Source organism: Larsenimonas rhizosphaerae, assembly GCF_026240105.1.
Lineage (GTDB): Bacteria > Pseudomonadota > Gammaproteobacteria > Pseudomonadales > Halomonadaceae > Larsenimonas > Larsenimonas rhizosphaerae.
On the sequence record NZ_JAPIVE010000001.1, the window covers coordinates 1,099,576 to 1,124,373 of the forward strand.

At 58.4% G+C, this 24,798-nt stretch carries 17 protein-coding genes; 12 read left to right on the top strand and 5 right to left on the bottom strand.

The window, feature by feature from the left end:
* Nucleotides 1-291 precede the first annotated feature (291 nt).
* The 10 genes from OQ287_RS05135 (at nucleotide 292) to OQ287_RS05180 (ending at nucleotide 12,043) form a co-directional block, all read left to right on the top strand.
* Nucleotides 292-1,518, top strand: a complete 1,227-nt coding sequence (locus tag OQ287_RS05135; RefSeq protein WP_265895753.1) for an AmpG family muropeptide MFS transporter — start codon at nucleotides 292-294, stop codon at nucleotides 1,516-1,518.
* A gap of 124 nt (nucleotides 1,519-1,642) precedes the next feature.
* Nucleotides 1,643-2,029, top strand: coding sequence for a hypothetical protein (locus OQ287_RS05140; RefSeq protein ID WP_250937332.1), 387 nt, complete (start codon nucleotides 1,643-1,645; stop codon nucleotides 2,027-2,029).
* Nucleotides 2,026-3,159, top strand: a complete 1,134-nt coding sequence (locus OQ287_RS05145; protein ID WP_250937334.1) for a polysaccharide biosynthesis/export family protein — start codon at nucleotides 2,026-2,028, stop codon at nucleotides 3,157-3,159. Before OQ287_RS05140 ends, OQ287_RS05145 begins: the two co-directional genes overlap by 4 nt.
* 95 nt (nucleotides 3,160-3,254) lie before the next feature.
* The gene (locus OQ287_RS05150) at nucleotides 3,255-4,607 is read left to right on the top strand and encodes a GumC family protein (protein ID WP_265895754.1); all 1,353 of its coding nucleotides are present in this window, start codon (nucleotides 3,255-3,257) and stop codon (nucleotides 4,605-4,607) included.
* Nucleotides 4,562-5,815 (top strand): O-antigen ligase domain-containing protein, encoded by a 1,254-nt coding sequence (locus OQ287_RS05155; protein WP_250937336.1) that lies wholly within the window; start codon nucleotides 4,562-4,564, stop codon nucleotides 5,813-5,815. Before OQ287_RS05150 ends, OQ287_RS05155 begins: the two co-directional genes overlap by 46 nt.
* The gene (locus OQ287_RS05160) at nucleotides 5,812-7,050 is read left to right on the top strand and encodes a glycosyltransferase family 4 protein (protein WP_265895755.1); all 1,239 of its coding nucleotides are present in this window, start codon (nucleotides 5,812-5,814) and stop codon (nucleotides 7,048-7,050) included. The genes OQ287_RS05155 and OQ287_RS05160 overlap by 4 nt, the downstream gene beginning before the upstream one ends.
* Entirely contained in the window at nucleotides 7,037-8,320 is a 1,284-nt protein-coding gene (locus OQ287_RS05165) for an oligosaccharide flippase family protein (protein ID WP_265895756.1), read from the top strand. Before OQ287_RS05160 ends, OQ287_RS05165 begins: the two co-directional genes overlap by 14 nt.
* Nucleotides 8,317-9,348 (top strand): glycosyltransferase family 2 protein, encoded by a 1,032-nt coding sequence (locus OQ287_RS05170; protein WP_250937339.1) that lies wholly within the window; start codon nucleotides 8,317-8,319, stop codon nucleotides 9,346-9,348. The genes OQ287_RS05165 and OQ287_RS05170 overlap by 4 nt, the downstream gene beginning before the upstream one ends.
* Nucleotides 9,345-10,829 carry a WecB/TagA/CpsF family glycosyltransferase gene (locus tag OQ287_RS05175; protein WP_250937340.1) on the top strand — a complete coding sequence of 495 codons (1,485 nt, stop codon included), beginning with the start codon at nucleotides 9,345-9,347 and terminating at the stop codon, nucleotides 10,827-10,829. The genes OQ287_RS05170 and OQ287_RS05175 overlap by 4 nt, the downstream gene beginning before the upstream one ends.
* Nucleotides 10,830-10,855: 26 nt before the next feature.
* A complete protein-coding gene (locus tag OQ287_RS05180) occupies nucleotides 10,856-12,043 on the top strand; it encodes a hypothetical protein (protein ID WP_250937342.1) in 1,188 nt (395 codons plus the stop codon).
* On the opposite strand, the gene OQ287_RS05185 is transcribed toward OQ287_RS05180, so the two are convergent.
* Nucleotides 12,040-13,860, bottom strand: coding sequence for an SEC-C metal-binding domain-containing protein (locus tag OQ287_RS05185; protein WP_265895757.1), 1,821 nt, complete (start codon nucleotides 13,858-13,860; stop codon nucleotides 12,040-12,042). The genes OQ287_RS05180 and OQ287_RS05185 overlap by 4 nt on opposite strands.
* 175 nt (nucleotides 13,861-14,035) lie before the next feature.
* Between OQ287_RS05185 and OQ287_RS05190 the strand changes: the two genes are divergently transcribed.
* Both OQ287_RS05190 and OQ287_RS05195 read left to right on the top strand, forming a co-directional pair.
* The gene (locus OQ287_RS05190; protein WP_250937346.1) at nucleotides 14,036-15,937 is read left to right on the top strand and encodes a hypothetical protein; all 1,902 of its coding nucleotides are present in this window, start codon (nucleotides 14,036-14,038) and stop codon (nucleotides 15,935-15,937) included.
* Between the two features lie 65 nt (nucleotides 15,938-16,002).
* Nucleotides 16,003-17,976, top strand: a complete 1,974-nt coding sequence (locus OQ287_RS05195) for a DNA topoisomerase III (RefSeq protein WP_265895758.1) — start codon at nucleotides 16,003-16,005, stop codon at nucleotides 17,974-17,976.
* A 42-nt stretch (nucleotides 17,977-18,018) separates the two neighbouring features.
* On the opposite strand, the gene OQ287_RS05200 is transcribed toward OQ287_RS05195, so the two are convergent.
* From OQ287_RS05200 to relA, 4 genes are all read right to left on the bottom strand, one after another.
* Nucleotides 18,019-18,648, bottom strand: a complete 630-nt coding sequence (locus OQ287_RS05200) for a superoxide dismutase (protein ID WP_265895759.1) — start codon at nucleotides 18,646-18,648, stop codon at nucleotides 18,019-18,021.
* A 171-nt stretch (nucleotides 18,649-18,819) separates the two neighbouring features.
* Nucleotides 18,820-21,471, bottom strand: coding sequence for a phosphoenolpyruvate carboxylase (gene ppc / locus OQ287_RS05205; RefSeq protein ID WP_250937353.1), 2,652 nt, complete (start codon nucleotides 21,469-21,471; stop codon nucleotides 18,820-18,822).
* A 171-nt stretch (nucleotides 21,472-21,642) separates the two neighbouring features.
* Complete coding sequence (gene mazG, locus OQ287_RS05210) at nucleotides 21,643-22,470, bottom strand: nucleoside triphosphate pyrophosphohydrolase (protein WP_265895760.1); 828 nt, start codon at nucleotides 22,468-22,470, stop codon at nucleotides 21,643-21,645.
* Nucleotides 22,467-24,752, bottom strand: a complete 2,286-nt coding sequence (gene relA, locus OQ287_RS05215; RefSeq protein WP_250937357.1) for a GTP diphosphokinase — start codon at nucleotides 24,750-24,752, stop codon at nucleotides 22,467-22,469. The genes mazG and relA overlap by 4 nt, the downstream gene beginning before the upstream one ends.
* Nucleotides 24,753-24,798 lie beyond the last annotated feature (46 nt).

Here is a 24,798-nt window from a genome sequence, read left to right on the forward strand (position 1 = left end):
GAAAAGAGACCTCTGGCTGCGGTCATGATGATGACGGCGACAGAGCCGACGGGTGTTGATCATCACGGTGGCAATAATGGCACGGCTTCAGCCACCTTTCGATGCCAGACCATGCCTTGAGGCTGCTTTTTTATGCCAATATGATCATTTGCCGCCTGATGCTGCCGTAGCCTGTCCGCCATCTGGAAAAACCGCGGCCGAACAGCCTGCTTGCGCCAGCGTGAGTGACGTGCGACCTTTGCACGTCCTGCGCATCAGCCGTTTCCTCCATCCCTGAAAAGAGAGTCTGCATTGGTCGGGTTCAGCAAGCATCTGGGCATTTTTCGCCGTCATGCCATTACCTTTTTAATGGGGTTCGCGTCCGGGCTGCCACTGCTGCTGACTGGTAGTGTACTGCAGGCATGGATGACCGATGCCGGCATCTCTCTTGAGAATGTCGGCTTGCTGGCGCTGATCGGACTGCCTTATACGCTGAAGTTTGCCTGGGCACCGCTGCTTGATCGCTTTTCGCTGCCCTTTCTTGGTCGCCGTCGCGGCTGGCTGTTTCTGACACAGGCCGCCCTGGTCGGCATGCTGGTGATGCTGGCGCTGTCCAACCCCGCCGTGACGCCGCTGCTGGTCGGGCTGATCGCGTTGGCAGTCAGCTTTTTAAGTGCCACCCAGGACATCGTGATTGATGCCTATCGCCGTGAGCATCTGCCCGACAATGAACTGGGACTGGGCTCGGGCTTTTACGTGTATGGCTATCGCATCGGCATGCTTCTGGCTTCCGGCGGCGGGCTGATGCTGGCTGACGTGATCGGCTTCACATCAACATACCTGCTGATGGCAGGCTGTCTGGCAGTGGCAATGCTGGTCACACTCTGGGCCCCCGAACCGGAAGCCGCTGCCCCACTTGAAAGACGCCATCTGCATCAGATATTCATCGACCCGCTCGTCAACTTCATGGCCCGCCCAAAGGCATGGGCGCTGCTGCTGCTTATCCTTCTATACAAGCTTGGGGATTCGGTCGCGGGCAACCTCACCACGCCCTTTTACAAGAGCATCGGGTTTTCCAACGCCGAAATCGGTGCCACGGTCAAGATTTTCGGCCTCTGGCCCCTGCTGGGAGGTATTTTCATTGGCGGCCTGTTGATCATGCGGTGGGGAATCTATCGCTCGCTGGTCGTGTTTGGTGTGCTGCAAATGCTCTCGACAGCCGGTTTTATCGTGCTCAACCATCAGGGCCACGATATTGCCTGGCTGGCCGGAGTAGTGAGCTTTGAAAATCTGGCAGCCGGCATGGGCACAGCGGCCTTTGCAGCCTTCATGGCCTCACTGACCGACAAGCGATTTACCGCCGGTCAATATGCCCTGCTGTCCTCCATCATGGGACTGCCACGCGTGGTCATTGCTGCACCGAGCGGCTATCTCGCCCAGGCAGCAGGCTGGGACGGGTTCTTTCTGGTCTGTACGCTTGTAGCCCTGCCTGGACTGTGGCTGTTGATCATGATCAAGGACAGCGTGCCGCGCACCTGAAGCTTCCGCGTCACCCGAACAACCTCAACATTCGGCCCTTTTTCATTAGAATACTTAAATGGAAAATCCAGCATGCTGTGTCTCGGACCCGTAGCTACCGCTACGTCTCTCATGAGGCCACCCCATGCGATATATATTTTCTCTGGACGATAACAACACTCTCCTGGTACCACCCGAGCAGTTTACCGGTGATGATGCGCGTACGTTCAGGGCCATGATCTCCGATTACCTGGGCTGTAATCCCTCGGTGCTTGCTACCCGCATCTATCTGGATGCACGGCCCATTACCCGTATTGATGCCGATGGCCTCTCGGCCATGGTGGCCATTCATTCCCTGCTGGCCCCCGCCCCCCTGACACTGCTGGAACCTTCCGAAGCGCTGACACGCACCCTGGAATCACTGCGGCTTTTTGAACACTTTGATATTTATTTCGATCGCAAGTACCTGCTCACTGGTGTCGTGACGCGTCCGGACGAGTTGCAGGAATCTTCCCTGCGAGCTCACCCATGAATGCCCGCTACGTGCCCATCCTCCTGGCACTGATGGCGATGATACTGGGGGGATGCACTCCCGTGGACCGGGCCAGCGTGTCGCCGAAGGATCATTGGCAACATAGCCGCCTATGGTCCAGTGAAGTGGAGCAGATTCCCTCCCGGCCCGCTCGGCTTGAACAGCTCAACGCTCAGCGCCTGTCGGCGGGGGATCGTATTACCATTACCGTGGCAGCAGGCGATAACTTCAACGGCCGCTACGAGATCGATCACGATGGCCGGTTGCGACTGCCATGGCTGACCCCGATAGAGGCGGTCGGCAAAAGTGCGCCTGAACTTGCCGAAGCCATTCGTCACCAACTGGAATCGGAAGGCATGTTTCGCTCAGGGCTTGCCTATGTGACGGTTCAGCTTCATAGCTGGGCGCCGATCAGCGTGCGTGTCGAGGGCGCCGTGTTCAACCCCGGCCGGGTGGATATCAGCGCCCGTTCTGCACTGGACCGTAGTGAACGCCAGAGTGTCGCTTCCGGTGAAGCCGGCACCGGTCGCCGGCTTTCGAACGCACTGGCGGCTGCCGGTGGCATCCGTCCGGATGCCGACATTACCCGCGTGGTCCTGATTCGCAACGACATACCCTATTCTCTGGACCTGGCCGGTTTCATTGATGGCACTCGGGTGATCGACCCCTTCCTGCGCGACGGTGATCGACTGGTCATTGGCAGCACGGGGCATTTTTCGTCATCCCTGATGCGGCCCATGCCCATTACCCTGCCGGGGATCAAGATCTTTGCCTCGAACCTGACCCAGCCGGCCTCAAGCAACGGCAATTCAAATCTCGGGGAAGATGCCATGGCATTCCCCTATGGCACTCGCCTGCTGCAGGCGGCAATCAAGGCCAACTGCATCGGCGGCATTCAGACGACCTCGGGTAACCGTAATATCGTTCTGATCAGCGAAAACCCGATGACCCGGAAACCGGTCATCCTGTCACGCAACTCCGATGCGCTGATGGCCCACTCGAATGATGCCGGCATCAACCCCTGGCTCATGCCGGGCGACACCCTGAGCTGCTATGACTCGGGCGTCACCAATTTGCGCGATATCGCTAAAGTGCTGACGGAAATCGTCGTTCCGTTCAGTCTGTTTTAGTGCGGAAACTACCCATGCGACGATGGCTCAGGAAAATCACGCTACACAAAAGGATCAGCGGCTGGATATGGCGCTGGCTGGCCTACGGATCAAACATGCGCCGGGCCCGTCGGCTGGCCATTTATCTCGGCATTCTGATCTCTGTCTGGGCAGCTATCGGTATTCTCGCCAGTATCGTGATTGCAAAGTCACCGGTTCAGTACACCACGCGCTGGGTCATTATTCTGCCCGGCAGTGGCGCGGGGCTGGCCGTCAGCCTGGAAAGCATCGGGCAGGCCAGCTCCCAGTCCAGCTCGCCCTATACCAATACGTCGGTAGACCCCAAGGTCAATTACCAGGCCATTGCTACCAGCGACCCGGTCATTATTGATGCAGCACGGCGCAGCAACATGAGCACCGAGGCGTTTTCATCACTCAAGATCAAACTGGTGGATCAGACAGCATTGATCGATTTCAGTATTTCCGGTGATACGGCCGAACAGGCACTGGCCAAGGCAGAGGCGCATTTTGCAGCGTTTCGAGCCACGCTTGAGCATTTACGGCGCGATGAGTTTGCCACGCGGGAAAACGCATCCCGTCTATCGATCGAGACCTATGAGCGTACGCTGGACACCTCCCAGCAGGAGTTACTGGATTTTCAAAAGAACTCGCGTCTGATCTCGATGGATCAGTTTCAGTCCATGACACTGGCGATAGAAACCCTGAAAGAGAAAATCGAACAGACCACGGCAGAGCTCAAGGCGACCCGAATCCAGCGCCAGACACTGATGGCCCGGCTGGGCATTGACGGCGACGCCGCCAGCCAGGCCATGCTGCTGCAGCGTGACGCCAGCTTCCAGTCGCTGCTGACCGAGCGCACCAAGGCTCAGGCCGTCCTGACCGAACAGGCGGGGAAATGGGGTGATCGCCATCCGGAAGTCATGACCAGTCAGGCCGGCGTGGATGCCCTCACTCAGGCCCTGTTCAGCCGCGCACGAATACTGCTCTCCCCGACCCTGTCCATGGGAGATTTTCGAGCCATCGTCAGTGCCGGTAACCGGGGAACCCAGGAGGCCATGATTCAGCGCATCGTTGAGCTGGAGATCAAGATCAAGGGGCTTGCCAGCCAGCGTGAAAGCTTCATCGAGGCCCATGCCAGGCGCGAGGAAAAGATCAACGGCTCGATGGCCGATGCAGCGCAACTTCAGGCATTGATGCGCCAGCAACAGGTAGCCGCTGCCGTCTATACCACCGCACTTGCCAAGATTGATATCGGCAAGATCGACCCCTTTACCAGTTATCCCATGCTGCAGTTGCTGTCCGCCCCGGTGGCACCGGACAGCCCGGACAAGCTGGGCAAGAAGCTCGCCATGCTGGGGGCCATCGGGTCCTCTTTCTTTGCCACGATTGGACTTGTGCTTCTATGGATTCGAAAACCGTATATCCGGAAACTACGGAAGAGCGAGTAATCTGGTGGTCGATCACCGCGACCTATCCCATTTATGTCGTTGGCGGGCTTTATGTGCTTGCTCCGGTCATGTCATGGTCATTGCTGGGCTATTTCGTTCTCAAGTGCCTTCGGCATCAGGCGCATTTCCCGCGCATTGCCTGGCCCATCTGGGGCTGGATACTGGGCATGCTGGTCATGGAAGTGGCCCTGTTGATGGGCCACATGCTCAACGGGCTCAGTACAGGCCTTACCATCAAGTCCTCGATCGGCTGGGCCAAGGGATGGGCCTTGCTGGCCGTGTTTCCGCTTCTGGGCTGTCTGCCGGTACGCCCTGAAATCATCGTACGGGCCAGCATGAAGGTATGTCTTTACACCATCCTGCTGTTGCCGGTATTTGTCGGAGCCTGGGCGGCAGGCCTTCCCCATACTCCCTACGTCTCGCCGCTGAAGGCCATTGGCGGGCCCGGGCCTGAATTCTTTGCCCTGTCACTTTATGAAATAGACCCGGGGTCCGGCCTCCCCCGATGGCGCCTGTTTACCCCCTGGGCACCCGCGGTGGGGTTTGTGGCCAATATCTACTTCGTGTTTGCCCTGATGGAAACCGATCGACGCTGGAAGGCCATCGGAATGTTCGGCAGCATTTTGATGATTTTGATGTCCGGGTCACGCATGGCCCTGGTCGCCATTGTCCTGATCATTGCCGGCCAGTTTTTTCTGACTCGCCTGTCAAGACCAGGACTCTGGTTCAGTATCAGCGGCGCCACCCTGTTTCTGGGATTTGTCGGGGAAACCATCATCAATGCCGTGGACGCCTTCATCACGGGCTTCAAGAACTCCCGGGCCGATTCAACCCGGGTCCGGGCGGCCCTGGGACGCATCGCCGTTCATCGCTGGAAGACCGAGGCACCCACCTGGGGTCATGGTGTGGTGGAGCGCGGACCACATCTGGTGGAGTACATGCCGATCGGCTCCCACCACAGCTGGTACGGCCTGCTGTTCGTCAAGGGCATCGTGGGGTTTTACGCACTGGCCGTCCCCATGGCCCTGAGCTTTTTGCATCTGTTGTATCACGCCCCGCGCTACCCGATCGCTCGCAGTGGCTTGATCATGGTGGGACTGCTGGTGGTGTATTCCTTTGGCGAGAACCTGGAAATACTCGCCTATCTGATCTGGCCGGGCCTGATGCTGATCGGCAAGGCCCACCAGGAAGCAGGAGCATCCTCATGACTTCCCTTCGCAAGGTGCTGTTCATCATCCCGCGCTATTGGCCCGCCGTGGGCGGCGCGGAGCTGCATACCCGTGAATTGTTACGCTACACCCGTACCCTGTCCGCCAGCGTCGCCTGTGTATCTCAACAGGCCGGCACATCGCTTGAGGTGGCTCTGGGCGAGAACACGCCGATTATTCGGGATCCGCAGGGGCCACCGGTTATCAGGCTTCATGCCCCGCCATCCTACCAATTGGGCCTTCGCCTGCTGGGCAGGCGGGTCGAGCATCACCGATGGGCCAGGCCGCTATATACCCGATTGATGAAACAGGCCCTTCGAGCCGAGCTGATGGCACTGGCTGCCCAACATGACATCGTTCACTACATCTATAACGGCCTGACCGGTCTGGCCGAGCTGGCAGCAGACTGTGCTCGTGAGACCGGTACCGCCTTCTTCCTGACCCCCTTGTGTGGTGACGTGGGCGTGCCGTCCGCCTGGACCACGCCACGCTTCAAACGGCTTTATCGGCGCGCAGATGGGTGTATTACGCTCACGAATTTCGAACGGGACTGGCTGATTGAACAGGGAGCAATACCGGAGAAAACCCATGTGCTGCCGGTTTCCACCCTGTTGTCACCGATCCACGACGCCAGGGCATTCCGACAGGAACATGACCTCGGCGACCGGCCGATCCTGCTTTTTCTGGGCCGTCATGAAAATCATAAGGGAGTCCACTTCCTGCATGATGCGCTGGAGACACTGTGGAAAAGCGTACCAGAGCTTCGAGTCGTGATGATGGGCCCGGAGGGGGAGTGTCGGCTGAATGCCGATCACAGTGATGACCCGCGCCTGATTCGCATCGTGGCACCGAGTCAGGAAGCAAAGGCCTCTGCCCTGGCCGCATGCACCCTGCTATGTGTGCCTTCACTGCTTGAAGGGCTCGGCGTGGTGTATCTGGAAGCCTGGCACTTCAGCAAACCGGTTGTAGCACTGGACTTGCCGGTACTTAGGGAAGTCATCGGCCATCAAGAAGGTGGCCTGCTCGGCCGTATAGACGGAAGTGACCTGGCCGAACACATTCTGGCCCTGCTTGACGACCCGGCATTGAGTCGACGTCTGGGACAGGCAGGCCATCAGCGCCTGCAGACCCGATACCGCTGGGAAACGCTGGCACACACGCTTGAAGCCCTTTACGCCAACAGCCCGCCGGGCAAAAAGGCCCTTGCAAAGGACATCCCGGATGGTGATTTATAGCCGCCTGAAAATGGCCCTTAAAGACCGGCTGGCCGGTAATCGGTTTGCAGGCAATATGCTCTGGATGGCGATGACTCAGGGCATTCACCGCATAGCCCGCCTGGCGGCAACGCTGGCGGCAGCGCGCCTTCTTATGCCGGAAGCCTTTGGGCTGGCCGCCATCGTGCTGACCGTGCATGAACTGATGCATGCCTTCACCAATTCTGCTGTGGTACCGGCACTGGTGCAGGCGCCCAGGGAGCGACTGGAACGCCTGTGCCAGCATGCCTATCGGCTGAACTGGCTGATCTGTGTGGCCCTGATGCTGGTTCAGGTACTGGTTGGATGGGGAGTAAGCCAGGTCTATGACCCCGCTCTTTTCTGGCCCATTGCCCTGCTGTCACTGAGTTTTTTATGCCTGCCCCCCGGCACGATTCAGGCAGCTCGCGTGCTGCGCGCCAACCGGCTTAATGTGGTTGCCAGGGCCGAAATGGGACAAAGCATTGGTGAAGCCCTGTTGATTGCCGTACTGGCCGTCGCGGGTGCGGGCGTTTGGGCGCTGGTATTGCCAAAGCTGCTGATGGCACCCTACTGGACCTGGGTCTATCGCCGCGCCGATGACTGGACACCCACTCGGCCTTCCGAATGGCGGATACCTCCCGCCCTGACCCGTTACTCGTTACCGATGATCAGTATCGAGCTGGTCAATGTATTGCGCCAGCACATGGATTATCTGCTGATCGGCCTCCTGTTCAGCATGGATGTGCTGGGCATTTACTACTTCGCCTTCAATGCAGGTCTGGGGCTCAGCATGGGTTTGCTACGCGCTTATTCGACCGCCCTTTTCCCCCACCTGTGTGCCGAGGACAAGGCCGTCCAAGGCGTCAAAATGCGACAGGGAATGTGGCTTTTTGCCCGCTTTGCCGTACCGATCATTCTTGCACAATGTTTATTAGCACCTATTTATGTTCCGATCCTGTTTGGCGCGGACTGGCTGGAGCGAGGTGCCTTGCCGGTCTTGATTCTGATCTGTCTGTCGGCCCTGCCGCGCATCGTGCTGGATACCTGCGCTCAGGGGCTGCGCGCTGCCGGCCTCCCCGGGCTGGATCTCAAGCTGCAGATCATGACCACGGTGCTGTTCGCCACCGGCATGGCCTGCGGCATGCCCTGGGGGCTTAACGGCATCGCTACCGGCATTCTGGTGAGTGCCACGCTGGCGGCCATACCGGCCTGCATCATCACCCAAAAACGATTAACGCTGCCATTGGCCACCGAGGTGCACAAGCCATGACTCCCCTGTTTTCCGTCATCATGCCGATTTACAACGTAGAGGCCTTTGTTGCTGAAGCCATCGACAGTGTACTGGCGCAAACGCTGGGTGATTTCGAACTGCTGATCATCGACGATCTGGGTAACGATGGCAGCCGCCGGATCTGTGAGCAGTATGACGACTCGCGCATTCGCATCGTGACTCATCCTGTCAACCGTGGTCTGGCCGGAGCACGCAATACCGGCATTCGTGAAGCCCGTGGCCGCTTCATGGCCTTTATCGATTCGGATGATATCTGGATGCCGGAAAAGCTGGCTCGGCATCTGGCTCATTTTGAACATGGCCCGGACGTTGGTCTGTCCTTTTCGCGTTCTGCCTTCATTGATGCCGGAGGCCATCCCATGAACTACTACCAGATGCCACAGCTCACCAATATTACTGCCGGCTATCTTTTCTGTCGCAACCCGGTGGGTAACGGGTCAGCACCGGTACTTCGTCGGGAAGCACTGGAGGGCATCGCCTATCGGGCGGATATCAGCGGTGAAAAAAATGCGGTGTGCTATTTCGATGAGCGCCTTCGGCGCAGTGAAGACATCGAGTGCTGGGTACGAGTTGCGCTTCAGACAACATGGCGCATTGAAGGCATCAACCAGCCGCTGACCCTGTACCGCCTCAATGCCGGCGGGCTTTCTTCCTCGCTGGACCAGCAGTACGCCTCCTGGCAAAGCATTGTCGAGCATACTCGGCACTACGCACCCGAATTCATCAAGGAATGGTATCCCAGGGCTCAGGCATATCAGCTTCGCTATCTGGCGCGTCAGGCGATTCGCCTGCGCGATGGCTCGTTTGCCCTGCGTTATATCACCAGAGCGACCAGAAGCTGGCCAGGGATCTGGCTGGATGAACCGGGACGTACGCTGGCAACCACTGGTGCGGCACTGCTGCTTGGCACCATACCCAAACGCATTTATCTGTTTCTGGAAAAAATTGCCCAGGGTGTCATCGGACACTTTCAGCGTAAACGCATCAATGCAGGAGAGACTCGATGAGCCTGTCTCACGCATCCAGCTGGCAGGAAAAAACGTCCCCGATGGCCTGCCCAACGGTCACGGTGCTGGGTATTCCCTTCGTCAACATCGATCGGGAAACGGCTCTGGAGCAGCTCATGAACTACATGCGCTCTCCTCATACCAGTGCCACGGTACATTTCATCAATGCTCACTGCGCCAACGTGGCACAGAATCATCCCAAGTACTATCAGGCCCTTCTGAACGCCAACATGATCCTGCCGGATGGCAGTGGCGTGGCAATTGCCTGCAAACGAGTAGGCACAACCCTCAAGGCCAACCTCAATGGTACGGATCTATTTCCGCTGATCTGTGAACGCATGGCCGAGGAAGGATTGCGCCTGTTTCTGCTGGGCGCCTCTCCAGGCGTTGCGGAAAAAATGCAGTTCAAGCTCAAAAAGCAGTTTCCGACCCTGAAGATTGTCGGTGTTCAGCACGGCTTCTTTGGAACCGTCGGTACCGATCAGGTCATCGACAAGATCAATGCGGCCAGGCCGGATCTCTTGTGTGTCGCGCTCGGCGTACCACGCCAGGAACTGTGGCTGCAGAAACATCGGCACCGTTTGAATGTGAAACTCGCCATGGGAGTCGGTGGCCTGTTTGATTTCAATGCCGATCGTGTATCCAGAGCGCCCCTGTGGCTGAGACGGATCGGCATGGAATGGAGCTGGCGTCTCCTGCAGGAGCCCGGCCGCATGTGGCGCCGCTATGTGCTGGGCAACCCTCTGTTTTTGCTCAGCATTACCCGATACGGACGCCATACCAACAAGCGGCTCGCCAATTATCTGGAAGGCAATTACCCACTGATGTATCGATTGCGCTCACTGCGGCGGCGCAGCTGGTGGCATTTCCGGCGCTGGTATGGCCCCAGGCTGCGGCGCCTGATGGACATTGGCATGTCAGTGTTCATTCTCGGACTGGCAAGCCCGTTGCTTCTGTTCGTGGCCTGCTGGATCAAGGTCAATTCACGTGGGCCGATCTTCTTCAACCAGGTGCGTGTCGGCAAGGGTGGAAAGACCTTCAAGATGTGGAAATTCCGCTCGATGTACATCGACGCGGAAGAACGTCTGCGCGAGCTTCAGGCCCGTAACGAATCCGAAGGCAATGTACTGTTCAAGATGAAAAGCGACCCACGGGTTACACGACCCGGGCGGTTTATTCGCAAGTTTTCGATCGACGAGGTGCCTCAACTCTGGAACATCCTCAAGGGTGACATGGCGCTGGTCGGGCCGCGCCCGGCACTGCCCCGGGAGGTCGCACTTTATCAGGCACGCGCCCGAATGCGACTTGATGCCCGCCCGGGGCTGACCGGTCTGTGGCAGGTATCCGGCCGCTCGGACCTGTCCTTTGAAGAACAGATCAACCTGGATCTTTTTTACCTTCACCGCCAGGGCATCCGTGAGGACGTCAAACTGCTGTTCAGAACCGTTCCGGCCGTACTCAAGGGCCGCGGTGCCTACTGAGTTCCCATAACAGAGAGAGCTACCCCATGCAGGTTGTGATACTGGCAGATCGAATGGGACAGGAAATGGCGCCGATGGATCAGCGTTACCCTCCCGCCCTGCTTCCCCTGGCAGGGAGAAGCATTCTTGAACGTAATCTGGACATGCTGGCCGACCACCCCGATGTACAGACGGCCACTGTATTATACGGGCGGTCCCCCGAATGGTTCCGGGCCGTGTGCCACCAGGACGATCGGTGGGGCATTCCCATTCGACTTTATCCGGTAATCGGCGAGCGGGAGCCCAGGGAACACATGCTGCGCCTTGGCGGTCGCATCGTTTATCCCTGCCTGGTGGTTCGGGGTGATGTACTGCTGGAACGAGAGTGGATCGATCACCCGGTATTGCATGCTCCCGTTGTGATCGCCAGGGGCCCTCAGGACCCGGCGCTCAATCGTCTGCGCTGGTCAGCGCTACGGGAAAATCTGATGCTTGGCCCTTCTCTGCTGGCGTCGCTGTCGCATTATCATGAACTGACCATGAGCGTGCTGAGTACTTCACAGCCGGTCGCTCCCCACGGAACATTGATCCTTGATGGACTCTGGGGCTCGGCGGGTACGGCAACACCGGACATTTCCGTGCTGGATCACGGTTTCATGGGGCCCGTGTCTCACGTGGAAAAGGGCGCCTGGCTACACAGCCGATGCGTACTGGAAACCGGTTGCTATGTCGAGGAAGGCGCTGAACTGGAAGATGTCATCATCATGCCCTTTACCCACGTCAATGGTGCCCAACGCCTTAAAAACGGTATTTTTTTCGAGGGCACTCTTCTCGACAGCAATCTGGGGTACTGGAAGAAGGACCGCCGACAGGCAGGTACGCTGGTGACCCGGGGAGTGTCCTTCACACCGCCCCATCGTCCCAGCCATACCGAGCGGGCCATCGGCGGCGTGCTGGCGATGTGCTACGGGCTGACAGGCCGTTTTGGACGCGAGAAGTACAAGGCGCTGATGGAGGTTGCTCGCGGTGAGCAGCGGCTGATCGGTCCGGTTCCCAGCAAGTCACCTGAATTGCTGGGCTATGCCGCGCGTGTCACGCGCGGCGTATTTACAGCGCCGGTCCGGCGACGCTCGCCGGACCCGATTGCAGACTGTATCGACTCCATTCATCTAAGTGAAAAGCCTCGGCTGCGCAATGCGCTGTCCGGCTGGTTCAGGCTGCTCAGAACGCGCTAGCGAAGGCGACGCATGACCTGTTTCAGAAAGTCGATGGCCCCGGGAGTAGATACCCATTGATCACGCATCAGAACGCGATACTGCCAGGCTTCGCCTCGTGATCCGGGTTCCGGCACATTGTCGGCGTGCACTTCCCGCCGAGGGCTGGCCTGCATCATCAGACCCGGCAGGTGTTCGTTGTAACGGTGCACCGCCATGATGCTCTGCTCGGCATCGTCCAGACGACCCAGCCGATACATGACCAGTGCCTTGCCGATGGTCAGACCCGGCCAGTGCTGCTCGTCATCGGACAGGGCTTCAACCATGGCCAGCGCCTGTTCGTTGTCGCCCTCACGAAGCAATTGCTCCAGCAACAGCTCTCGAAGCCCGAGGTTATCATCTCGGTCCAGCCTCAACAGCCGCTGAGCCAGTGTTCTGGAGCGCATCACATCTCCGCGCTCCATGCCGATTACCAGTGACAGGCCAAGCCTGAAGAGCACTTCGTTATCCCCGTCCTGCCACAGAAATGACTCATTGGCGGCCTCCACCGGCGCAAGCCAGGTATCCAGGCGCGTGGCGATCGGCACGAAAAAGGCGGGTATCATCCAGGGAAGGTTGCCAAAACGCACGGCCAGCGCCATGGCAAGCTCCTGAAGCACCATGGGAGAGTCCAGCCAGCGGGGGTGCTGGCACAGCTCTCCCAGCCATTCCTGCGCGTTGGGCCAGGGATCGGTCACGGATTCGTGAATACTGTCCTGGGATTCCTGAATACCGAAGAAGTCCTGCCACCGGGTGTAGTCATCCTCGTGACGCTCGGATACATGGTACTCAAGCCGCCCTTCGATATTGTATTCATAGTCCAATGGCTCAGCCGTGGGCAACTCCTCCAGCATGTCCTGCAGGATCGCCAGCGGCTCGGCCAGCTCTTCTTCCGAATTGACCATCTGCTCTGCCAGTGCTGCCACCGGATCATCAGCCAGCACTTCCAGAAAGCCGATGTAGTCAGGATCGATATCCGGCCGACGTGATAATCGTCTCAACCAGAAATCAGCACGGCTGCCAGCCTCTTCCCTGCGGCCTTCATGCAATAACAGCATGGTTTCGATATAGGCCAGCGACGGTGCATCGGGAATGGTTTTCAAGGCCCGCAAGAAGGCGGCACGGGCATCTGCCAGATTATCGGCATCAATGAAGGCCAGGCAGATACGCTCAAGCGCTGCGCCCTTGAGAAACGGTGGGCCTCTATCGACCACCTGATCCACAAAGTCAGCCTTCTTGCGCGTAAAGCCCCGCTCCTGGTACACATCCGTCAGCAGTTCGAAGGCCGGCTCGGATGCCTCCGGCACAGCGCTCCAGTCTTCCAGACGGAAAAAGGCCTCCAGAATGCGCTGAGCACGGCCAAGCTGCCCGGTTTCGGCACTGATGATAGCGGCCTCCAGCAGCGCCTGCGGTGGGGCCTTGCCAGCGTCAAGGGCCTGGCGCAGTCGCTCGCCGCGCCATTCCTTGAGTGCCAGCATCCACATCAGGTTCGAAGGAATCGGGCCCGGCACCACCACGGCACCACAGCAATCGCGATACCGCCTGCCGGAATCACACCAGCAAGGCTCCAGTGGATCGGGCTCGGCCAGTGGTTCGGGGGAATAGTTACACCGGACCAGCGGCATCTGGTTCCACAGCTGTGGTGTCAGCGCCTGCGCCAGTGCCAGATCCTCACCCAGTAATGAAGCCCCTTCATTACGCGCCCACCGGATCAACTCCGGATACTGCTCACTGCTCTGAATCGTGGCCCGCGCCCTGTCGGCAAACCCGAGTAACTGATCAACCCACCCTGCCAGCATCAACGGCTCCCTGCATCCCTGTCATTGATATTTGATCACGTGTACTTCACTTGTCATGGTTACGGCCGATAATCAGCCTGTAAGGGGCTGATTTACCGCCGAAGACGCTTTCTCCGGACCATACCGAAACGGTAGTATAGCGCCCCCGATACATCCCTCGCTCAGCAGGTTTACTGTGTTGCCTCTTCCGGTTTTCAAACGACGCGACCAACGCGATACTTCCGGCAGTTCGATCAATCTCGAACGGCAGGGTCGCGACGAGATTCGTCGCATCACCAGCGCTGTCGAAAAGGTGCCCTGGTCCATCAGTTTGATGCAGATTCTCTGGACTGCCGGCCCGGTAACCCTGATTGGCGCCTGGGGCGGCTATCTGATGGGCTACGGCAAGGCGCCCACCATTGACAACTATATCTTCTTTATCTCGTATACGGTGATCACCGGGGTTGCCGGTATTCTGGCAAACCTGGTACATAACCTGACCCGAGGCCGTCAGTATGAGCGTACCGAAGCCAAGATAGCCCGCGTCATTGATGTCCTGCCGGAACTGATCCTGTCGACCCGCAACCTGATCGTCGAGAGTCTGGACGGCGATGCGCGTCGACGGGAAGCGGCGGCCATGCTACTGCGAAAGCAGGACCTGTCGCCGGAAGGCGTCGAACTCGCGGCACTTGAACTGCTGAACGACCCGGATTCTGCGCAGATCATCTCCCGTATCGATGTCTACCGTCGCGTTGGCATGTATGCCCGCATCCGGGATCTGAATGCCCTGCACCGGGAAACCATCGAACCACAGCTTCATGAACAAATGGAACTGGCTCCGGAAGTCATCGGACTTCTGCGAGACAGGTTCGAAGGCGTGGCACCCAACCTGCACCTCGGGGTCGCTCGGGACGAGAACTTCATCGAGCGTATCATGGCGGCCATCGAGCAGGACAACGACCTGCTGATGACCCTTCAGGACGTGGAGGAGATGCTGATTCTGGCCTTCGAACTGATCAGTGGTCGCTCGATTACCATGCTGACATTCGAGTATCGGGGGCAGTGGCATCTGGCACGGGCCCTGGACCAGCTTGAGCACGCACGTGCCCGTTACCGCATCGCCCAGGCAACCGGGCTGTCACGTGTCAAGGCACTGGCTGTCTATCTGGCCGAGCAATCGGTCACGCTGGTGGAAGATGCCGCCTCCGGACTTCGCGCTGATGTACTGGTTGCACGGTCCAGAGAGGCCATGGACGCGCTGGCCGATCAGATTGTCAGCGATGCGCGCCGATTCGAGAAATCACCGGACAAGGGGCAGCTACGCAACCGGATACGTGAACGGTCCGATATTCTTGCCAATGCAATGAAACTGTTCAAATCCGTTCAGGACGCCTACGAAAACGCCGGGCGAAGCCACGCGCAGCTCTTGAAACTGTCCGAGCGCTGGGAACGCGCCAACAGCGATACGGAAACCACTCTTCGTACCGGCCGAGGACGACGCGGCCTGCGCATCCGTGAAGACACCATTCACCTGGACGACGCGGCCAAGGCCCAGGTCTGCAAGGTACTGGCCAGACATCTCAAGACCTTGCCGATACGTCACTGGGGGCATCCACGCCATACGCCCTACAGCCGGGAAACCCTGCTTGATCATGGCGCCGATACACTGAAACGCTTTGCCATTGATATTGCACTGGCGCTGGAACCGCACATTTATTTATCCCGTCCTGAAGTGCAACGTGCCATCAATGCGACCAATGCAGCCTATTTCGGTCAACTCGAACCCAACCTGTCGGCAGCGACCAAGGCTGCGCTCGGCGTGGCAATGGTCAAGAGCATTGAATCGGACCTGTCACGCTCGGCAGAGTCACTGGCCCTGGCACTGGTGCGCCACTACGGAGTTCCACTCGATGATGGTGCCATTGAGTTCCTCATCGAGCACTATCAGGCCCGTGAAGCAACGCTGAACATGATTGCCGGCTCGCACAGCAATGATCGCCCACAGGTCAGCCTGCTGACCCACAGGCCTCCGGTCACGGGCAAGCGCCCGCGGCGGTGGTACCGGGCGCTGGTCAGAGCGCGCCGTATTCTGGGCTGATCAGTCTCGACGGCTCTCGCCCTCTGCAGGTACCATGACACTGTACAAATAAACAGACTTTTCTCATGCGCCTGATTATTGCCGAAAAACCCAGCCTTGCGCGAGCCATCGCCCAGGCCCTGCCGGGCAGTGGCCGTCGCCAGGATGGCTATATCGATTGCGGAGACACCCGGGTCACCTGGTGTTTCGGGCATCTGCTCGAGCAGGCCGAGCCGGAGGCCTACGACCCGCGTTACAAGCGCTGGCATCTGGAACATCTGCCCATTATTCCCGATCAATGGCAACTCAAGCCCCGTGCCGATGCACGCAAGCAGCTGAGCCTGATCAAAAAACTGGCAAAGGAATCGGATCAGCTGGTACATGCCGGAGACCCCGACCGCGAAGGTCAGTTGCTGGTCGATGAAGTCATCAGTACCTTCAGACTTGGCGCTGCCCGGCAGCAACAGGTTCAGCGGCTACTGGTCAGCGATCTGACGCCAGCCGCCATCACCCGCGCCCTCAAGGCCCTGCGTCCCAACAGCGAGTTCATCCCCCTGTCGGTATCCGCGCTGGCCCGCAGCCGTGCCGACTGGCTGTACGGCATCAACATGACACGTCTTTGCACGCTAAAGGGCCGACAGGCGGGCTATCAGGGAGTACTATCGATCGGACGGGTTCAGACCCCCCTGCTCGCCCTGGTAGTACAACGAGATGCCTCCATCGCGTCTTTTTCACCTCATGATTATTTCGAGGTGGATGCGTGCATGGCCATGGCCCAGGGCCGTGCCGAAGCCTTTCGTGCGCGATGGCAGCCCAGCGAGGCCTGTGAGGCCTGGTGCGATGAAGAGGGCCGTGTTCTTTCGGCCAGACTGGCTGACCATGTGGCTACCACCATTACCAACCAGCCCGCCACCGTATCCGGTGTGGATCGCAAGCAGAAACGGCAGGGGCCGCCGCTGCCTTATAATCTATCCACCCTGCAGATCGACGCTGCAAAGCGCTTCGGCATGAGCGCGCAACAGGTACTGGATACCTGTCAGGCACTGTATGAACGTCATACCCTGATTACTTATCCCCGCTCGGACTGTCGCTACCTGCCAAAGGATCAACACGGGAATGCGCCCGGCATTCTGGCATCGCTGGCCGGCAGTGCACCATCGCTTCGTGACGCACTCAAGGGGGCAGATAGCAGCAGGGAAAGCAAGGCGTGGAATACACGCCAGGTGGGTGCGCATCACGCCATCATTCCCACTGGCCGCGCACTGGATGCCGATAAATTGAGTCAGGCCGAGCAGCGACTTTTTGAATTGATCGCCCGACAGTACATTGCACAGTTCCATCCAGCCTGGTGCTTTCAGGATACCCGTATTGAATTGCGTATCGAAGGCGGTACATTCGTGGCCAACGAGCGTATCTGGCAGACCGCAGGCTGGAAGGCCCTGTTTCAAAAGGAAACTACACAGGAGACGCCGAACAGCGGCACTCAGGCCAACCCGGGCGCTCTGGACGATATCAAAGAAGGGGCAACACTATGGTGCCTGCGCGGTGAGCGCCTCGACAGGACCACGCAGGCACCCGCCCCGTTCACCGATGCCTCGCTCCTGTCAGCAATGACCAATATTGCCCGCTTTGTAACGGATGCCGAACTGCGAAAGGTACTTCGTGACACCGACGGACTGGGTACCGAAGCCACCCGGGCCAGCATCATCGAACTGTTGTTCAAACGCAGCTTTCTTCGTCGGGACGGCAAGTCCATTCGAGCCAGTGAGGCAGGCAAGGCACTGGTCAGCCAGTTACCTGCCAGCATGACAACGCCTGACATGACCGCTCGCTGGGAAGCGGAACTTAATGCCATCAGCCGCCGTGAAGCCGGTTATCAGGGCTTCATGACGCAGCTCGTCGAGCAACTCACACCACTGATCGAGACTCTGGGCAATCAGTCGTTTACCGATTTCTCTGCCTTGCCAGCCCCGCCAGGGAAAAAAGCAACGGGAACGCGGCGCCGCACGCGCAAATCCTCTGGAGGCCGCTCTCGTACTACCGGCAAGTCACCGACATGAAAAAACCCGGCCGAAGCCGGGTTTTTTATACTGTCAGCGCTGTTATTTTGCAGCCTGATAGCGTTTTTCAACTTCTTCCCAATCGATCAGACTCCAGAACGCCTTGATGTAGTCCGGACGACGGTTCTGATAGTTCAGGTAGTAAGCATGTTCCCAGACATCCAGACCCAGAATCGGCGTAGCGCTTGCGCCGCCGAATTCCTCGGTCATCAGCGGGCTATCCTGGTTGGCAGTGGACATGACTTCAACCTTGCCATTCTTGACGACAAGCCAGGCCCAGCCGGAACCGAAGCGACCCTTCGCAGCCGTTTCAAACTTTTCCTGAAAGGCTTCAAAGCTGCCAAAGGTTTCCTTGATGGCTGATGCCACATCATCTGTCGGCTCACCACCACCGTTCGGAGACAGAACCGTCCAGAACAGACTGTGATTGGCATGGCCGCCGCCGTTGTTACGAACAGCAGTACGCTGTGCTTCCGGCACTTCACCAATTTTCTGCACCAGTTCTTCAACGGGCAGACCGGAAAGTTCTTCCGGCAGCTTTTCCAGCGCGCCGTTGACGTTGGTCACGTAGGTGTTGTGGTGCTTGGTGTGATGAATTTCCATTGTCATCGCGTCGAAATGCGGCTCGAGCGCGTTATAGGCATACGGAAGTTCAGGAAGCTGATAAGCCATTGAAAAACTCCTTTTTCAAACGGTTTTTTGCGTAAAAACGCGTAGGTGCGTTTCATGAAACCGGGCTGGCGATGACCCGAAAAAAAGCAGGCCAACGCCTTGTCTACCCCACAACATTAGGTGTGATGTTCGACATTTCAAGGGCTGGCCCATAAAAAAATCAGCGTCACCCTACCCGGTATTGCGAAGCCCGGCTGCAATACCTGCCATGCTGACCAGCAGCGCACGAGAAAGCTCCGAAGAAATTGCACCGTCGGCGTCTCGATTACGCTGCAACAATTCCGCCTGTACGCCGTGCAGGGGGTCAAGATACGGATTACGTACCTCGATGGCCTGCCGGATCAGCGGCGCGTGTTCCAGTAAATGCTCCTGCCCGCGAATATCAAGCAGCACGGTCACCAGCACCTCGAAACGCTCCCTCAGACTATTGCCCAGCGCACGCAGCGGCGCCTCATCGATCAAACGCTGCTCATAATAGGCATTGATATCGATATCCGCCTTGGCAAGCAGCATTTCCAGCATGTCCACATAAGTACCGAAAAACGGCCACTCATCCATCATTTCGCGCAGCACCTCAAGCCCGCCAGGCTGCTCGACACGCCGGGCGAAGGCTTCACCGCTGCCAAGCCATGCCGGCAGCATCAACCGCGTTTGAGTCCAGGCAAAGATCCACGGGATAGCGCGCAAGGTTTCCACTCCACCATCCTGACGGCGCTTGGCAGGCCGCGAGCCCAGTGGCAGACGCGACAGTGCCGTTTCCGGAGTGACTGCGCGAAAATAAGGTACGAAATTCGGGTCTTCCCGCACCACACTTCGATATATTCCATGCGCGCATTCAGCCAGAGCATCCATTTCGTCACGCCAGGCCTGTCGTGGCTGAGGCGGCGGCAACAGCGAGGCTTCAAGCACAGCGCAGGCATAGATTTCCATGGATCGCACTGCAATGCCTGGCTGGCCGAACTTGAACCGGATCATCTCCCCCTGTTCCGTGACCCGCAGGCTGCCCTGCACCGAGCCAGGAGGCTGCGAGAGAATCGCGGCATGAGCCGGGCCACCCCCACGTCCGACAGTCCCGCCCCGGCCATGAAACAGGGTCAGTGATACGTCATGAGCCGCGCAGACATTCACCAGCTCCTCCTGAGCCCGATACTGGGCCCAGGCTGCCGCCAGCTGTCCGGCGTCCTTGGCAGAATCCGAATAACCGATCATCACTTCCTGACAGTCATCGATACGCGTTCTGTATTCAGGAAAGGACAACAGATCATCGATGACCGTGCCGGCACGGTTAAGATCATCCAGGGTTTCAAACAGGGGTGAAATCGGTAGTTTGACCTCTCCGCCAAACTCCTTCATCAACAGCGCGACAATCAACACGTCCGAGGGATGACCCGCCATTGAAATGACGTAGGAGCCCAATGCTTCAGGCGGCTCTTCCGCGACGACCCGAAAGGTTTCCAGCACCTCCTGAACATCTTCCGAGCATTCCCAATGCGGCGGAATAAGCGGCCGACGCGAGACCAGTTCCTTCAACAGGAAGGCCTGCCGTTCGCTTTCATCCCAGTCGTTGTACCGACCCATGCCAAGCCAGTCCGTGAGTTCATCCATGACCTGAGCATGGCGGGAAGCCTCCTGACGAATATCCAGTTTGGTCAGGGTCACACCAAAGCAGGCCACACGGCGCAGGGTATCCAGCAGGGCGCCATTGGCGATGGTATCCAGCCCGCAGTCACACAGTGAGCGGTAGCAGGTCAGCAACGGCGCATAAAGCTGTTCCCGGGTTTCGATGATGGGTGTTTCACTGGTCCAGGGCTCACCATCCAGCTGTGCCTTGGCCCAGTCCCGGGTCGCTTCCATACGGCAGAGAAGCCGTTTGATCAGTTCCCGATAGGGTTCGGATGCATCGCCGGTCTCCGCACGCAGGGCTGAAGTGGCCTTCCACATCGATAGTTCGCGCTTGAGCTGATCAAGGTCACGCGTATAAAGATCAGCCGCCATCCAGCGCCCGAGCAACAGCACTTCGCGAGTCACTTCGGCCGTGACATTGGGGTTGCCATCCCGGTCTCCACCCATCCAGGAAGCAAAGCGAAGCGGGGATGCATCCAGCGGCAGTCGCTCACCTGCCAGATCCACCAGCAGGGTATCCAGATCCCGATAGAATTCCGGAACGGCCTGCCACAATGAATTTTCGATGACAGCGAACCCCCAGCGGGCTTCGTCTACCGGCGTCGGCCGTTCGCGCCGTATCTCATCCGTGTGCCACGCCTGGCTGACCAGTTCACTCAGGCGCCCGCGCATTCGGTTTTCAAGCTCGGGATGGTCCGCTGACTGCTCAAGCTGAGTGAGGCATTCATCGATGGCATCGTATTTTTGAATCAAGGTACGGCGCACAACTTCGGTCGGATGTGCTGTCAGTACCAGCTCGACGCGCATGGTGCTGAATGCTTCCAGAATTGCCTCGGGGTCGTGCCCCTTCCGGTGGATCCGTTCCAGCAGCTCCCCAAGCTCAGGCTGGCTGCCCGGCCGATAATCCTCCACCCGGCGAGATCGTGCCCGATAATGCTGTTCGGCCAGATTGGCCAGATTGAGAAACTGATTGAATGCCCGCGTCACCGGCAGCAATTCGTTTTCCGGCAGATGACGCAGGTAATCTATCAATTCGCTGCGCCCTTCACTGCCATGCTGGCGGCCACTTTTGGCCAGCGCTCGAATCCTCTCGATACGGCCAAGAAATTCATCGCCCATGTCGGACGCAATGGTGTGCCCCAGATTGTCGCCGAGGATACGTACGTTATCTCTTAACGACTCATGCAGATCATGACTCATGACGCCCCCCTTTTGTCACATTGTTGATTCAAGACTAGCAGGTACGCTGCGAAATGGATGAGCAATAACGACATGATGCGCCACCTCATGATGACATCTGCCCGACACGGGCTTCAGCATTGAAAAAGGGGCCCAGGGCCCCTTTTCTGCGTCACGTCTTGAGTCCATCCTTCAATCGGATGATTCCTGCGCCTTGGCTGCCTGCCAGTGCGCTTCCATGACCTCAAGCGAGGTCTCCTCCATCCGGCCGTTATCCGCCATGACTGCGGCTTCGACGCTACGAAAGCGACGCTCGAACTTGCCATTGGTACGCCGCAGGGCCTGCTCAGGATCTACACCCAGCTTGCGCGCGAGGTTGACGACCGAAAACAGCACATCACCCAGTTCGTCCTCAATGCTGTCGGCATGCTGGCGCACGATGGCCTCTTCCACTTCGGCAAGCTCTTCGCGTACCTTGTCGAGCGCTCCATGGTGCGTTGGCCAGTCAAAGCCACTGCGGGCAGCACGTTTTGACAACTTGCCAGCTCGAGTAAGTGCAGGGAGACCGATCGGAACATCATCCAGCAGGGAAGTGGCCTGGCGTGAATCCCGCTCTTCCTGCTTGAGCGCTTCCCAGCGCTGGTTGATCGCATCACTGGCCGGATCATCGCCGGCGCCACGCTTGCGCCCATAAAGCGTGCCGTCGACAAACACATGGGGATGACGCCGAACCATCTTGCCTGTCAGGCCATCAACAATACTGTCGAGATTGAACTGCTGCGCTTCCTGCCCCAGCTGCGCGTAGAACACCACCTGAAAGAGCAGATCACCCAGCTCGCCGGGAAGCTCCTGCCATGCCTCGCGCTCTATGGCATCCGCCACTTCGTAGGCCTCCTCGATCGTATGCGGCACGATCGTGTCAAAGCGCTGACGAAGATCCCAGGGGCATCCCTGTTCCGGATCACGGAGGGTCTGCATCAGATAACGCAAATCCTCCAGTGTATAAGGTGCATCACTCACAACCTGTCTCCTGCCTTGTCGCCACCCTGACGCAGACGCTTGACGTCCATGACATTGGGAAGCTGCTGAATGCGGCTGAACAACTGCCCAAGCATTTCAATACCGGATACTTCCAGGGTGATATTGAGGGTGGCCATATTATCCATCTGATCAGTGCGTGTATTGACTGACAACACATTGACCTTTTCCCCTGAAAGAATGGTAGTGACATCGCGCAATAAACCACTGCGATCCCACGCCTGGACTTCGATATCCACAGGGTACTGGGTATCCGGTCGATCCCCCCAGTCCACTTCCACAATGCGCTGGGGCTCGTCACTCTTCAGCTGCAGGATGTTGGGACAATCCTGGCGGTGGATCGTGACACCACGACCATGAGTAATGAACCCGACAATCTGGTCTCCGGGAACCGGGTGACAGCAGTTGGCCATTTGCGTCTTGAGGTTTCCGACACCCAGTACCATGACCTGGCCACTGGACGCTTCATGGGGGCTCCCCTTGCGAGGTCGGGTCAGCAGACGATCCAGCTTGTGCTGTTCCTCTTCCGCATCGTCCTCGCCAAACAGATGCTGCGCCTGAGAGAGAACCTGCCCTACTCGCAGGTCACCGGCACCGATGGCGGCATACATGTCATCAACAGCAGTGTAATTGACCGCACGTGCCAGCCGATCCCGATCCAGGTTTTCAAGATCCAGACGCCGGAATTCCTTTTCAAGCAGAGTACGACCATCCTCGAGGTTCTGCTCGCGGGCCTGCAACTTGAACCAGGCCTGAATCTTGGCCCGTGCCCTGGAGGTTTTAACAAACCCGAGCGCAGGATTAAGCCAATCGCGGCTGGGGCCGCCGCGCGTCGCAGTGAGAATTTCGATCTGCTGGCCGGTCTTGAGAAGATAGGTCAGCGGCACGATTCGTCCGTTGATCTTGGCACCTCGGCACAGATGCCCCACTTCAGTGTGAACCCGGTAGGCAAAGTCGATCGGAGTGGCTTCACTGGGCAGATCGATCACATGCCCATCGGGCGTAAAGACGTAAATCCGGTCCGGGGCGACATCAGAACGCAGTCCATGGCCCAGGTCTCCCAGATCACCCACTTCATCCTGCCATTCGAGCACCTGACGCAACCAGGCGATCTTCTCTTCATAGCCTCGGCTGCGGGAATCAACATCCGTGCCCTTGTAACGCCAGTGCGCACAGACGCCGAGTTCGGCCTCCTCGTGCATGTCGAAGGTACGCACCTGAATCTCGAGTACCTTGTTCTCGGGACCGATCACGGCCGTATGAAGAGACTGGTACCCGTTTTTCTTGGGATTGGCGATATAGTCATCGAACTCGTTGGGCACGTGGTGCCAGCGGGAATGTACCAGCCCGAGCAGGGTGTAACAGTCGGCGATGCGAGGCACCAGAATCCGTACGGCGCGCACATCATAGACCTCGGAGAAGTCGATGCCCTTGCGCTTCATCTTCCGCCAGATGGAATAGATATGCTTGGCGCGGCCGGTAACATCAAAGGGCGTGATGCCCTGCTCGCTCAACATGTTTTCCAGAAGCACCAGCACTTCGCTGATATAGCGATCACGGTCAAGCCGTTTTTCAGCCAGCTGCCGGGCGATGGCCTTGTAGTCATTCTCGTGCAGGTAGCGGAAGGACAGATCCTCCAGCTCCCATTTTATATGCCCTACTCCAAGCCGATGCGCCAAGGGGGCATAAATATCGAAGACCTCCTGAGCCACTCGCAGGCAACGCTCTCGCGAACTGTTGCGCACTTCACGCAGCATGCAGGTACGCTCGACAATCTTGACCAGTGCCACCCGCACGTCATCCACCATGGTGACGAGCATGCGACGCAGGTTGTCATGCTGGTTATGTTGCTCAAGCCCCTGAGCAGGTGCCTGAAGCTGGCTGATGGCCGCCATTTTCAGCACCCCGTCAATCAGCCCGGCGACCTCGCTTCCAAAGCGCTTGCGCACCGCCTCAAGCGTCACAAGCTCTTCTCGCACACAGCGATAGAGCACCGCAGCAATCAGGGCATCCTCATCAAGCTTGAGCTCGGAGACAATACTGGCCATTTCAAGGCCGATATGCAGGCTGGCCCCCGGGTTTCGCCAGGCACTGTCGGGATGGCGCAGCTCGGCAGCACGTGCCAGCTGCTCCGCCAGAAAACATGCCTGCCGAAACCGCTCGGGCTCCTTCATCCGGACATGAGACTCGAAGACAGCCAACCAGGCTGTCACATCGATATGCCCATCATCCTGCAGTGGTTGATCGTCGCGTACCTTTACCATTGCCTGATTCTCACCTGACGGTGCCCCCTTGTGTTACGGGCCTTCT

What these genes read in the sequence shown, in the direction of transcription:
- OQ287_RS05140 (WP_250937332.1), top strand. Translation starts at nt 1,643, where the DNA reads ATGCGATATATATTTTCTCTGGACGATAACAACACTCTCCTGGTACCA.
- OQ287_RS05160 (WP_265895755.1), top strand. Translation starts at nt 5,812, where the DNA reads ATGACTTCCCTTCGCAAGGTGCTGTTCATCATCCCGCGCTATTGGCCC.
- OQ287_RS05145 (WP_250937334.1), top strand. Translation starts at nt 2,026, where the DNA reads ATGAATGCCCGCTACGTGCCCATCCTCCTGGCACTGATGGCGATGATA.
- OQ287_RS05150 (WP_265895754.1), top strand. Translation starts at nt 3,255, where the DNA reads ATGCGCCGGGCCCGTCGGCTGGCCATTTATCTCGGCATTCTGATCTCT.
- OQ287_RS05195 (WP_265895758.1), top strand. Translation starts at nt 16,003, where the DNA reads ATGCGCCTGATTATTGCCGAAAAACCCAGCCTTGCGCGAGCCATCGCC.
- OQ287_RS05200 (WP_265895759.1), bottom strand. Translation starts at nt 18,648, where the DNA reads ATGGCTTATCAGCTTCCTGAACTTCCGTATGCCTATAACGCGCTCGAG.
- OQ287_RS05155 (WP_250937336.1), top strand. Translation starts at nt 4,562, where the DNA reads ATGGATTCGAAAACCGTATATCCGGAAACTACGGAAGAGCGAGTAATC.
- relA (WP_250937357.1), bottom strand. Translation starts at nt 24,752, where the DNA reads ATGGTAAAGGTACGCGACGATCAACCACTGCAGGATGATGGGCATATC.
- OQ287_RS05180 (WP_250937342.1), top strand. Translation starts at nt 10,856, where the DNA reads ATGCAGGTTGTGATACTGGCAGATCGAATGGGACAGGAAATGGCGCCG.
- OQ287_RS05170 (WP_250937339.1), top strand. Translation starts at nt 8,317, where the DNA reads ATGACTCCCCTGTTTTCCGTCATCATGCCGATTTACAACGTAGAGGCC.
- OQ287_RS05185 (WP_265895757.1), bottom strand. Translation starts at nt 13,860, where the DNA reads ATGCTGGCAGGGTGGGTTGATCAGTTACTCGGGTTTGCCGACAGGGCG.
- OQ287_RS05165 (WP_265895756.1), top strand. Translation starts at nt 7,037, where the DNA reads ATGGTGATTTATAGCCGCCTGAAAATGGCCCTTAAAGACCGGCTGGCC.
- OQ287_RS05175 (WP_250937340.1), top strand. Translation starts at nt 9,345, where the DNA reads ATGAGCCTGTCTCACGCATCCAGCTGGCAGGAAAAAACGTCCCCGATG.
- ppc (WP_250937353.1), bottom strand. Translation starts at nt 21,471, where the DNA reads ATGAGTCATGATCTGCATGAGTCGTTAAGAGATAACGTACGTATCCTC.